The organism is Pseudomonas sp. Y5-11 (genome assembly GCF_022368695.1).
GTDB lineage: Bacteria > Pseudomonadota > Gammaproteobacteria > Pseudomonadales > Pseudomonadaceae > Aquipseudomonas > Aquipseudomonas parakoreensis.
The window spans coordinates 2,057,832-2,069,757 of sequence record NZ_CP058974.1 but is presented as its reverse complement, the minus strand read 5'-3'; the positions used below and the strand labels follow the sequence as shown (position 1 = coordinate 2,069,757).

The following is an 11,926-nucleotide window of genomic DNA, read 5'->3' as shown; positions in this document are numbered from 1 at the left end:
CTCGAAACAGCGCTCGCGTCTCATCCCACATCCCTGGGTGTTCAACCATAATAATTCGCTCCAACGGAGCCATGACTGTCAGGGATCACCGCATGACGACCAGTACCGCTTACAGCGCCACCGCGCCTGCCCAGCTGACCAACTCCGCCACCCGCGTGGCGACGGCGAGTTTCATCGGCACCGCCATCGAATTTTACGACTTCTATGTCTACGCCACCGCCGCCGCACTGGTGATCGGACCGGTGTTCTTTCCGCAGACCTCCGGCACGGCGCAGATGCTCTCGGCGTTTCTCACTTTCGGCATCGCCTTCCTCGCCCGCCCCCTGGGTTCAGCATTGTTCGGCCACTTCGGTGACCGCATCGGGCGCAAATCGACGCTGGTCGCTTCACTCTTGCTGATGGGCGTGTGCACCACCCTGATCGGGGTGCTGCCGGGTTACGACAGCATTGGCGCCTGGGCCCCGATTCTGCTGTGCGTGCTGCGTTTCGGTCAGGGGTTGGGGCTAGGCGGAGAATGGGGTGGCGCGGCGTTGCTGGCCACCGAGAATGCGCCGAAGGGCAAGCGGGCGTGGTTCGGCATGTTCCCGCAACTGGGGCCTTCAATCGGTTTTCTCGCGGCCAATGGGTTGTTCCTGACCCTGGCCATGACCCTCAATGACGAGCAGTTCCGCAGCTGGGGCTGGCGGATTCCGTTCCTGCTCAGCGCAGTGCTGGTGATGGTCGGTCTGTATGTACGCCTCAAGCTTCACGAAACGCCGGTGTTCGCCAACGCGATTGCCCGTCAGGAGCGAGTGAAAGTGCCGCTGGTCGAGCTGTTCAGCCAGTACTGGGCGCCCACCCTGCTCGGCGCGGCGGCGATGGTGGTGTGCTACGCGCTGTTTTACATCTCGACGGTGTTTTCCCTGAGCTACGGCGTGTCCACCCTCGGCTACAGCCGTGAGACGTTCCTTGGGCTGCTGTGTTTTGCCGTACTGTTCATGGCCGCGGCTACACCGTTGTCCGCCTGGGCCAGCGACCGTTACGGACGCAAACCGGTGCTGATCGTCGGCGGTGTGCTGGCGATCCTGTCCGGGTTCCTGATGGAGCCGTTGCTGACACAGGGCTCGACCTGGGGCGTGGCACTGTTCCTGTGCATTGAGCTGTTCCTGATGGGCGTGACATTTGCCCCGATGGGCGCGCTGCTGCCGGAACTGTTTCCGACCCACGTGCGCTACACCGGCGCATCGGCGGCCTACAATCTGGGCGGCATCGTCGGCGCCTCGGCGGCTCCATTCTTCGCGCAGAAACTGGTGGCGATGGGCGGTTTGAGTTATGTCGGCGGGTATGTGTCGGCGGCAGCGGTGCTCAGCTTGATTGCTGTGCTGTGCCTGAAGGAAACGCGCAATAACGATCTGAATCAGGTTGCCTGACGGAAGATCAAAAGCTTCGCGAGCAGGCTCGCTCCCACAGTGTCCGCGCAGTACACAAAATTTGTGAACACCGCCGAACCTGTGGGAGCGAGCTTGCTCGCGAATGGCGCGCCTCGGTTTACAGCTCTACAACAACAGCCTGAGCCGCACGGGTCGCCTTGGCACGAGCCGCCTCAATCGACTCATCCCGCGCCAACGCCACGCCCATCCGGCGCTGACCGTTGACTTCAGGCTTGCCGAACAGCCGCAGTGCGGTATCCGGCTCGCTCAGCGCTGCGCCAAGGTTGGCGAACGCGGTCTGGGTCGACTGCCCTTCCACCAGAATCACCGCCGAAGCGGATGGGCCGAACTGACGGATCAGCGGCACCGGCAGACCGAGAATGGCGCGGGCGTGCAGGGCGAACTGCGACAGGTCCTGAGAAATCAGGGTCACCAGACCGGTGTCATGCGGGCGCGGCGAGACTTCGCTGAACCACACCTGATCACCCTTGATGAACAACTCGACGCCGAACAACCCGCGACCACCCAGCGCCTCGGTCACGGCTTTGGCCACCCGCTCGGACTCAGCCAGAGCAATCGGGCTCATGGCCTGCGGCTGCCAGGATTCCTGATAGTCGCCCTTTTCCTGACGGTGACCGACCGGTGCGCAGAACGTGGTGCCGCCGATGTGGCGCACGGTCAGCAGGGTGATTTCGTAGTCGAAATCGATGAAGCCTTCGATGATAACCCGACCTTTGCCGGCGCGACCGCCCTCTTGCGCGTAATCCCAGGCTTTCTGCACGTCATCGGCGCTGCGCAGCAGGCTCTGGCCTTTGCCCGACGAGCTCATGACTGGCTTGACCACGCACGGGAAGCCCAGGTCCTGAACGGCTTTGCTGTAGTCCTCGAAGGTGTCGGCAAAGTGGTACGGCGAGGTTGGCAGGTCCAGCTCTTCAGCGGCCAGGCGACGGATGCCTTCGCGGTTCATGGTCAGTTGTGCAGCGCGGGCGGTCGGGATCACGGTGAAGCCTTCGGCTTCCAGTTCGACCAGGGTGGCGGTGGCGATGGCTTCGATTTCCGGCACGATGAAGTGTGGCTTCTCGGCTTCGATCACTGCACGCAGCGCGGCGCCGTCGAGCATGTTGATCACGTGGCTGCGGTGCGCCACCTGCATGGCCGGCGCGTTGGCGTAACGGTCGACAGCAATCACTTCAACGCCCAGGCGCTGCAGCTCGATCACCACTTCCTTGCCCAACTCACCACAGCCACACAGCAATACGCGGGTCGCGGTCGGCGACAATGGAGTTCCGATACGGGTCATCTCAGGTCCTCAAAGAAGCGGATCATCGAGGAAAGCAACGCCAGACGCGCTTTCCATGGGGAGAAAGCGCGGCATTTTACATGAACCGCAGGGTTTGGCTCAGTTGGCGACAGCCTGTTTGCGCTCGCGCCAGGCCATGATCAGCCAGACGGCAGTGACGCCGGCGAACTTCGAGGCCAATGCCGTGATGATCACCGGTGGCGTCATCAGGTCGATCATGCCGAAAAAGATGAAGGTATCGAGGGGAATGCTCAGCGCCGAACTGATCCACAGGCGATCCCGCAGCGGCCGTTTGGTGATGCTGAAGACCAGCCAGTCGATGATTTCCGACACCGCGAACGCCGTGGCGCTGGCCAGGGCGATGGACGGATCGGAAGTGACGTAAGACAGCACCAGCGCCGCCAGCATCGCCACCAGTGCACCGTGACCGAAACGGGTTTGCACCATGTCGCGCAACACGAACACCAACCCGCCCCAGGCCGACCAGATGATGTCCAGGTGTGGCGCGGTGGAGAAGGCGAAGTTGATCAGCACGACGCTGCTGATGTAGGCGATGAGGAAAATCATGGCGGTGACCTGGGAAATTGGCGCACAGGTTACTTCAGGCAAAGCAGAAGCAAAAGATCGCAGCCTGCGGCAGCTCCTACAGGAAGATCGCATTCCCATGTAGGAGCTGCCGCAGGCTGCGACCTTTTGATCTTCGCTACTTGTTGGGGGGCGCCGGGATCATCCACACCAACCCACTCGCCTTCGCCCGCTCATGACACAACTCGAGCACCACCCGCCGCTCGTCGTTGGTCATGCGGCCCCAGCGGGTGATCTCCGCGACCGTGCGCTGGCAACCGGTGCAGATATCGTCCTCATCCAGCGCACAGATATTCACGCACGGCGAGGCAACCGGTCTTTCGGGCGTGCTCATTCTTCCTGCTCTACCAGATCACGCGCATAGCGCTGGGAGTTGTGCACATAGTGCGCGGCGCTGGCTTCAAGCATTTTCTTCTGCGGCTCGGTCAGTTCACGCACGACTTTGCCCGGCGACCCCATCACCAGAGAACCATCGGGGATTTCCTTGCCTTCACCGATCAGCGAGTTGGCGCCGATGATGCAGTTCTTGCCGATTTTCGCGCCGTTGAGAATCACCGCGTTGATGCCAATCAGGCTGTAGTCGCCAACGGTGCAGCCATGCAGCATGGCGTTGTGGCCGATGGTCACGCCGGTGCCGATGGTCAGCGGGTAGCCCATGTCGGTGTGCATCACCGTGCCATCCTGGACGTTGCTGTTTTTGCCGATCAGGATCAGCTCGTTGTCGCCGCGCAGCACGGCGTTGAACCAGACGTTGGCGCCCTCTTCGAGCTTGATCTTGCCCACCAGCACGGCATTGGGTGCAACCCAGCTCTGCGGATGGGTGTCGACGCGGGCGTCGCCCAGGCGGTATTTCATCTTGTTTTCCTCAGGGCTCACGATGACGGGCCATTCAAGCGATGGCTTCAGGTGTTGATATAGCTTTTGGGCGGGTGATGCAGGCTGATCTGTTCGTCATAGAGCAGATTGATCAGTTCGACGATCATGATAGCGGTCAAACCCCAGATCTTGAATTCGCCGTAGTGATAACTCGGCACGTACCAGCTGCGGCCCTGGTAATCGATACGATGCGTGTGTTCGCGCGGGTCTTTGCGGAAGAACTCCAGCGGCACGTTGAATACCGCTGCGATCTCGGCATCGTTGGCCTGGTATTCGACGAAGTCGGGAATCACCCCGACATACGGCGTGACCTTGATGCCATGCAGGGAGATCAGCGGGCTGAGCGGGCCGATGACTTCGACCAGCCCCGGTGGCAGGCCGATTTCTTCTTCGGCTTCGCGCAGTGCGGTAAAAATCAGGTCAGGGTCTTCCGGGTCGCGGCGACCGCCGGGAAAGGCCACTTCGCCGCCATGGGTCGAGAGGCCGCTGGCCCGCAGGGTCAGCACCAGCTCGGGCTCGTCACTGCGGGTGATCGGCACCAGAACAGCGGCCTCGGGGAAACGTTTATCGGTCTCCAGCGTGCGCGGTGTGTGGTTGCTTACCCTATGCAGTAGCTCGTCCAGCATGAGTGTTCTCGATCTGTGCCTTACCCTGCATCATGCACCAATCATTGCAGCCGCCCAAGCCCTTCGCCGGGCCATGTCGCGAAACGACAACTTGCCGACCGGCACCGCTGCACGCCAAGATAGGCGCAGCATTCAGGAACCCCAGCATGAAATTTTGCAGCCAGTGCGGCAACCCGGTGACCCAGCGCATTCCCGAAGGCGACTCGCGACTGCGATTTGTCTGTGACAGCTGTCAGACCATTCACTATCAAAACCCCAATATCGTCGCCGGTTGTGTTGCGACCTGGGGTCGCCAGGTGCTGCTCTGCCGCCGTGCTATCGAACCACGCCTGGGTTACTGGACGCTGCCCGCCGGCTTCATGGAAAACGGCGAGACCATCGAACAGGCCGCGATCCGCGAAACCGCCGAGGAAGCCTGCGCCCGAGTGCGCAATCTGAGCATCTATACCCTGATCGATGTGCCGCACATCAGCCAGGTGCATGTGTTCTTTCGCGCCGAACTGGCCGACCTGGACTTCGCGGCTGGCCCCGAAAGCCTCGAAGTGCAACTATTCGACGAAGCCGACATTCCCTGGGACGAGCTGGCTTTCCGCACCGTGGGGCGTACCTTAGAATGCTTCTTCGCTGACCGCCGCGCCGAAACCTACCCGGTTCGCTCCGAATCGATTCCGCCGCTGGCTCAGCCTGCCATTAGCTGACTCAAAAAATCCAAAGATCAAAAGATCAAAAGATCGCAGCCTTCGGCAGCTCCTACACTTAACGTTGCGTCACTCTTTGGGGAATTGTTTCAATGCGCTGGTTGTTTGCTCTGTTTTGCCTGTCATTCGTCTCAGTCTCCCAAGCGTCCTTCGTGACCACCGTGACGCCGTCGAACACCCCGCTGATCGAAAAAATCCTGGTGCTCAAATCGGCGCATCAATTGCAGTTGATTGCCGACGGCAAGCCGATCAAGACCTATCGGATTTCCCTGGGCAAGGGCGCGAAAAAGGGGCCGAAACTGATTGAAGGCGACAAGCGCACGCCGGAAGGTTTCTATTGGATCGACTGGCGCAAGGTCAGCGAGAAATTCAACCTGGCGATGCACATCTCCTACCCGAACATCAGCGATTCGGCCCGCGCCCGCCGCGAAGGCGTCGAGCCTGGCGGGATGATCATGATTCACGGCACGCCGGATTCGGAAGAAACCCCCGAAGACCTGTTCCACACCCTGGACTGGACCGACGGCTGCATCGCCATGCGCAACATGGACATGCGCGAAGTCTGGGGTCTGGTGCCGGACGGCACGATGATCGAGATTCGTCCTTAACCAGCGACCACTGGTCACCTGAAAAAAATAAATCAAAAGATCGCAGCCTGCGGCAGCTCCTACGGGGTTGATACCACTTCCCACTGTAGGAGCTGCCGCAGGCTGCGATCTTTTGTTTTTTACAGCCCACCCCTAATACCACTTCAAACCACAAACCCCGAAACCCGCCATTTCATTGGGCTACACGCCAATTCACTGCGTTGACATGGTATTCAAGTGGTATTAATTTCCGCCCCACAAGCGAGCCACAACAATCCTATACTCGCGTCGGAAATGACCTACATGAACGACCTCCAGGCCCTACGCCCAGATGACTCCCAGCCGACGCCGCTGTACCTGCAGCTAGCGCGCAATCTGGAATCGGCGATCCATTCCGGGCAGTGGAAGGCCGAGCAGGCCATGCCCTCCGAGCGCAACCTCAGCGAGCAACTCGGGATCTCCCGGGTCACCGCGCGCAAGGCGCTGGAGGTGTTGCTCGATCAAGGTCTGATCCGCCGCTTGCAAGGTTCCGGCACCTTCATCACCCCACGCCTGGAACAACCGCTGTCACGCCTCTCGGGCTTCAGCGAAATGCTCCGCCTCAAGGGTTTCGTCCCCAGCTCGCAGTGGCTGGAGCGCGAAATCACCCTACCGACTCACGAAGAACTGATCCGCCTGAGCCTGTCGCCGAACGACAAGGTGGCGCGCATGAAACGCCTGCGCAAGGCCGACGACACGGTGATGGCCATCGAGATGAGCACCCTGCCCGCCTCGATCATGCCCAAGCCGCACCTGGTCGGCGATTCGCTCTACGAGTACCTCGACGGCATCGGTAAACCGATCGTCCGCGCCCTGCAGCACATCCAGGCGATCAACGCCTCGGAGGAGTTCGCCGCACTGGTCGGCATCGCCCCCGGCACCGCCATGCTGCTGATGACCCGGGTCGGCTATCTGGAAGACAACACGCCGATCGAAGTCACCGACACCTATTGCCGCAACGACTACTACGACTTTGTTGCAGAGCTTCGCCGCTGACCGGCAGCCAGGCCAAACGAGAGAAGCAAAATGTCCGAAGACAACATCCTCACCGCCAGCGGCTGGGTTCGCGGCCGGCTGATCCACGAACACGGCAAAGTCGTGTCGATCGAAGGCGTGCCCTGCGATCCGGCCGACAATGACCTGCCGTACCTGCTGCCGGGTTTCATCGACCTGCACGTCCACGGCGGTGGTGGCAAAGACATCATGGAAGGCGCCAGCGCCTTCGAAACCATCACCAAAACCCACGTGCGCTTCGGCACCACCTCGCTGCTGGCCACCACCATGACCGCGCCGAGTGCCGAGATCTCCAGCGTGCTGAAAGAGGTCGGCGAGTTCTGCGAACAGCGTCCGCACGGTGCCGCCCGCGTCCTCGGCGTACACCTCGAAGGCCCGTACATCAACCCCGGCAAACTCGGCGCGCAACCGAATTTCGCCCACACCGCGTTGATGGCCGAAGTCGAGGAGTACCTGGCGCTGGCGCCGATCCGGGTGATCACCATCGCCCCGGAAATCGCCGGTCACGACGGGTTGATCCGCGAACTCAGCAGCCGCGGCATCCGCATGCAGATTGGCCACACCCTCGGCAGCTACGAGGAAGGCGTTGCCGCCCTCGATGCCGGCGCGACCAGCTTCACCCATTTGTACAACGCCATGAGCCCGCTGCATCACCGCGAGCCGGGCATCGTCGGCGCCGCGCTGGCCCACGCCAAATTCGCCGAACTGATCCCGGACTTGCTGCACGTGCACCCCGGCGCGATCCGCGTGGCCCTGCGTTCGATCCCTTGTCTGTACTGCGTCACCGATTCAACCGCCGCCGCCGGCATGCCCGACGGTGAATACAAGCTCGGCAGCCACACCGTGACCAAATGCCTGGGCGGCGTGCGCCTGCCCGACGGCACGCTGGCCGGCAGCACCCTGACCATGGATCAGGCCCTGCGCAACCTGGTGAAGATCGGTTTGCCGATCGCCGAGGCCTCGCAACGTCTTTCGCAATTCCCCGCCGACTACCTCGGCATCAACGAACGCGGGCGCCTGCAACCGGGCGCCTGGGCCGACTGCGTGCGGCTGGATCGCTCACTCACACTGACCGCCGTCATGGTCGAAGGAGAAGACATTGACTTCAAAAATGCTTGAAGAGGCGCTGTCCTCGTTCGAGGCCGTGCAAGCCCAACTGCAACAGCTCGACCCGCAGATGATCGAGATCGCCGGACGCCTGCGCCGTCAGCCGCCGCAAGTGGCAATGACCGTCGCGCGCGGCAGTTCCGACCACGCGGCGAGCTACTTCGCCTACCTGACCATGCAGCAGCTGGGTGTGCCGGTGGCGTCGTTGCCGATGTCGGTGGTGACCATGCAGCAGGCACCGTTGAAGGTCAGCGGTCAGGTCGCGTTCGCGTTCTCGCAATCGGGGCAAAGCCCGGATCTGGTCAACAGCCTGCGTCTGCTGCGCAAGCGTGGCGCGCTGAGCGTGTCGATGGTCAACGCTGCCGATTCGCCTTTGGAAGCCGCATGTGAATTCAGCCTGCCGCTGCTCGCCGGCACCGAAAGCAGCGTCGCCGCGACCAAGAGTTTCATCGCCACCCTCAGCGCCAGCGCCCGCCTGATCGCGCACTGGAAAGAAGACAACGAACTGCTGGAAGCGCACAACGCCCTGGCCGAAGGACTGCGCGACGCGGCGCAACAGGACTGGAGCAGCGCGATCGACGCCTTGCGCGACTGTGAACGGCTGATGGTCATCGGCCGTGGCGCCGGTTTTGCCATCGCCCAAGAGGCCGCGCTGAAGTTCAAGGAAACCTCGGCGATTCAGGCCGAAGCGTTCAGCAGCGCCGAAGTCCGTCACGGCCCGATGGCGCTGATCGACGCGCATTACCCGCTGTTGGTGTTCGCCCCGCGCGGTGCCGAACAGGCCGGCCTGATCAGCCTTGCGGCAGAGATGCGTCAACGCGGCGCCCGTGTGCTGCTGGCCGCGCCGGACGACATTCTCGAACGCGACCTGACCCTGAGCCGCGCCGAACACCCGGCCCTCGACCCGATTCTGGCGATCCAGAGCTTCTACGTGATGGCCGCTGGCCTGGCCGTGGCCCGCGGCATGAACCCGGATCAGCCGCGCCACCTGAGCAAAGTGACCCGTACGCACTGACCACTGTTTAGGCATGTAACCCGTGTAGGAGCTGCCGAAGGCTGCGATCTTTTGATTTTGACGTTCAAAAAAACAAGATCAAAAGATCGCAGCCTGCGGCAGCTCCTACAGGGGAAAGCGAAATTACTGATGAGACCGAGCCATGCACAACAACAATAAAGAGCTGACCCTCAGCGCCCCGCTCAGCGGCCCGGTGCTCACGCTCGCCAAAGTCCCGGACGCGGTGTTCGCCAGTGGCGCGATGGGCGACGGCATCGCCATCGACCCGTTGAATGACACCCTGTACTCGCCCTGCGCCGGGGAGATCATCCACGTCGCCCGCACCGGCCACGCGCTGACCGTGCGCGCCGACAACGGCGCGGAAATCCTCCTGCACCTGGGCCTCGACACTGTCGAACTGAACGGCGAAGGCTTCTCGATGCTGGTCAAGCAAGGCACGCGGGTCGACAAGGGCCAACCGTTGTTGCGCTACGACCTGGACAAGGTCGGCCAGCAGTGCAAAAGCCTGGTCAGCCTGCTGATCCTGACCAACAGCCAGGACTTCCAGGTACGCCCGATCACGCTCAAAGCGGTGAAAGTCGGCGAGCCGCTGCTGCACATCATTGCCCGCACCAGTACGGCGGCGAATGCTGAAGTGCTGGGTGGGCCAGCGGTTCAGGGTCAGGTGTTGGTGGCCCATCGTGGCGGTCTGCATGCACGTCCTGCGGCACTGATTCGCCAGACCGCACAAGGTTTCAAGAGCCAGTCGCAACTGCACTTCGCCGGCCAATCGGCGCCGTGCAACAGCCTGATCGGGCTAATGGGCCTGGGCATCGGTGAACGGGATGAAGTGCAGGTCAGCTGTCAGGGGCCGGACGCCGAAGCTGCGCTGCAGGCTTTGCTCAATACGCTGGCGACCGCCCTGCCCGACGATCATCACGCCGCTGCGCCGGTCAGCGCCGCACCGCGCAAACGCCCCGCCGAGGCTGGCGTATTGCAGGGTGTGTGCGCCGCACCGGGTCTGGTCGGCGGGCCGCTGTTTCGCCTGAATGCGATCAGCCTGCCGGCAGATACGGGCAGTCATGATCCGCTGGTGCAACAGCAGGTGCTGGAGTCGGCGCTGAATCAGGTGCGCGGCGAAATCAACGCCACGCTCGCCCAAGCAAAAAAGCACAAGAACATCGATGAAGAAGCGATCTTCGCCGCGCATCTGGCACTGCTCGAAGATCCGGCCCTGCTCGACGCCGCGCAGCATGCTATCGACCAAGGCACAGCGGCGACCCACGCGTGGAGCCAGTCGATCGATGTGCAGTGCGAAGTGCTGCAACACACCGGCAGCGCGCTGCTGGCCGAACGTGCCAACGACCTGCGCGACCTCAAGCAACGGGTGCTGCGCGCCGTGCTCGGCGAAGCCTGGCATTACGACGTGCCGGCCGGCGCCATCGTTGCTGCGCATGAACTGACGCCGTCGGATCTGCTGCAACTCAGCGCGCAGGGTGTCGCCGGGTTGTGCATGGCCGAAGGCGGCGCTACTTCGCATGTAGCGATTCTGGCGCGCGGCAAAGGCCTGCCGTGCCTGGTGGCGTTGGGCGCCGCTCTGCTCGATCAGCCGCAAGGTCAGTCGGTGGTGCTGGATGCCGATGGTGGCCGCCTCGAACTGGCGCCGAGCACCGAACGCCTGACCGAAGTGCAGCAGGCGCAAATCGACCGTCAGCAACGCCGCGATGCGCAACAGGCCAAGGCGCATCTGCCCGCTGAAACCCGCAATGGCGTGGCCATCGAAGTGGTCGCCAATGTTGCCTCCAGCCATGAAGCGGCAGACGCCTTTGCCAACGGTGCCGATGGCGTCGGCCTGCTGCGCACCGAGTTTCTGTTCGTCGACCGGCAGACCGCGCCGGACGTCGAAGAGCAGCGCGCCGCCTATCAAGCCGTACTCGATGCCATGGGCGAGCACTCGGTGATCATCCGCACCATCGACGTCGGCGGCGACAAGCAACTCGACTACCTGCCGCTGCCCGCCGAAGCCAACCCGGTACTCGGCTTGCGCGGCATTCGCCTGGCTCAGGCCCGTCCGGAAATCCTCGATCAGCAACTGCGCGCACTGCTGCAGGTCAGCCCGTTGCAGCGCTGCCGGATCCTGCTGCCGATGGTTACCGAAGTCGATGAACTGCTGCACATCCGCCAGCAGGTCGATGCGCTGTGCCTGGAGCTGGGCATCCATCAACGTCCGGAAATCGGCGTGATGATCGAAGTCCCCGCCGCCGCGCTGCAAGCCGAGCAACTGGCCGAACATGCCGACTTCCTGTCCATCGGCACCAACGACCTGTCGCAATATACCCTGGCCATGGACCGCGATCACGCAGGTTTGGCCGCCCGGGTCGATGCCCTGCACCCGGCGCTGCTGCGACTGATCGCCATGACTTGCGCAGGTGCGGCGGTGCACAAACGCTGGGTCGGCGTCTGCGGCGCCCTCGCCTCCGATCCACTGGCGACGCCGGTACTGATCGGCCTCGGCGTAACCGAGTTGTCGGTGAGCCCGGTGCAAATCGGTGAAATCAAGGATCGCGTGCGCCAGCTGCACGAGGCCGAATGCCAACGCCTCAGCCTCGACCTGTTGAAACTCAACAGCGCCGCTGCGGTTCGTCACGCCTGCCACCAGCATTGGCCTCTGCACTAACAACAAGCTCTCTA

12 protein-coding genes are annotated in these 11,926 nt (G+C 62.6%); 7 read left to right on the top strand and 5 right to left on the bottom strand.

All coding sequences use genetic code 11. From position 1 onward, the window contains the following. The first annotated feature begins 92 nt into the window (after positions 1-92). Positions 93-1,409 (top strand): MFS transporter, encoded by a 1,317-nt coding sequence (locus HXW87_RS09085; RefSeq protein WP_239778793.1) that lies wholly within the window; start codon positions 93-95, stop codon positions 1,407-1,409. A 118-nt stretch (positions 1,410-1,527) separates the two neighbouring features. On the opposite strand, the gene purT is transcribed toward HXW87_RS09085, so the two are convergent. The 5 genes from purT to HXW87_RS09060 form a co-directional block, all read right to left on the bottom strand. Further along, positions 1,528-2,709, bottom strand: a complete 1,182-nt coding sequence (purT, locus tag HXW87_RS09080) for a formate-dependent phosphoribosylglycinamide formyltransferase (protein ID WP_003221968.1) — start codon at positions 2,707-2,709, stop codon at positions 1,528-1,530. A 99-nt stretch (positions 2,710-2,808) separates the two neighbouring features. Further along, positions 2,809-3,276, bottom strand: coding sequence for a VUT family protein (locus tag HXW87_RS09075; protein ID WP_239778792.1), 468 nt, complete (start codon positions 3,274-3,276; stop codon positions 2,809-2,811). 136 nt (positions 3,277-3,412) lie between these two features. Next, positions 3,413-3,628: a DUF1289 domain-containing protein gene (locus HXW87_RS09070; protein WP_047292731.1), complete on the bottom strand. Its 216-nt coding sequence runs from the start codon at positions 3,626-3,628 to the stop codon at positions 3,413-3,415. Continuing rightward, positions 3,625-4,149 carry a gamma carbonic anhydrase family protein gene (locus tag HXW87_RS09065; RefSeq protein WP_239778791.1) on the bottom strand — a complete coding sequence of 175 codons (525 nt, stop codon included), beginning with the start codon at positions 4,147-4,149 and terminating at the stop codon, positions 3,625-3,627. The genes HXW87_RS09070 and HXW87_RS09065 overlap by 4 nt, the downstream gene beginning before the upstream one ends. A 47-nt stretch (positions 4,150-4,196) precedes the next feature. Further along, entirely contained in the window at positions 4,197-4,796 is a 600-nt protein-coding gene (locus HXW87_RS09060; protein ID WP_239778790.1) for a CoA pyrophosphatase, read from the bottom strand. A gap of 146 nt (positions 4,797-4,942) precedes the next feature. On the opposite strand from HXW87_RS09060, the gene HXW87_RS09055 reads away from it, so the two are divergent. The 6 genes from HXW87_RS09055 (at position 4,943) to ptsP (ending at position 11,912) form a co-directional block, all read left to right on the top strand. Beyond that, positions 4,943-5,494, top strand: coding sequence for an NUDIX hydrolase (locus tag HXW87_RS09055; protein ID WP_047292729.1), 552 nt, complete (start codon positions 4,943-4,945; stop codon positions 5,492-5,494). Between the two features lie 92 nt (positions 5,495-5,586). Continuing rightward, positions 5,587-6,102, top strand: coding sequence for a L,D-transpeptidase family protein (locus HXW87_RS09050; protein ID WP_041063109.1), 516 nt, complete (start codon positions 5,587-5,589; stop codon positions 6,100-6,102). A 273-nt stretch (positions 6,103-6,375) separates the two neighbouring features. After that, on the top strand, positions 6,376-7,116 hold the full coding sequence (locus HXW87_RS09045) for a GntR family transcriptional regulator (RefSeq protein WP_179294940.1): 741 nt from the start codon (positions 6,376-6,378) through the stop codon (positions 7,114-7,116). 30 nt (positions 7,117-7,146) lie between these two features. Next, positions 7,147-8,253, top strand: a complete 1,107-nt coding sequence (gene nagA / locus HXW87_RS09040; protein ID WP_239778789.1) for an N-acetylglucosamine-6-phosphate deacetylase — start codon at positions 7,147-7,149, stop codon at positions 8,251-8,253. Beyond that, positions 8,234-9,256 (top strand): SIS domain-containing protein, encoded by a 1,023-nt coding sequence (locus tag HXW87_RS09035; RefSeq protein ID WP_121183832.1) that lies wholly within the window; start codon positions 8,234-8,236, stop codon positions 9,254-9,256. The genes nagA and HXW87_RS09035 overlap by 20 nt, the downstream gene beginning before the upstream one ends. A gap of 142 nt (positions 9,257-9,398) precedes the next feature. Next, positions 9,399-11,912, top strand: a complete 2,514-nt coding sequence (ptsP, locus tag HXW87_RS09030) for a phosphoenolpyruvate--protein phosphotransferase (RefSeq protein ID WP_239778788.1) — start codon at positions 9,399-9,401, stop codon at positions 11,910-11,912. The last annotated feature ends 14 nt before the right edge of the window (positions 11,913-11,926 follow it).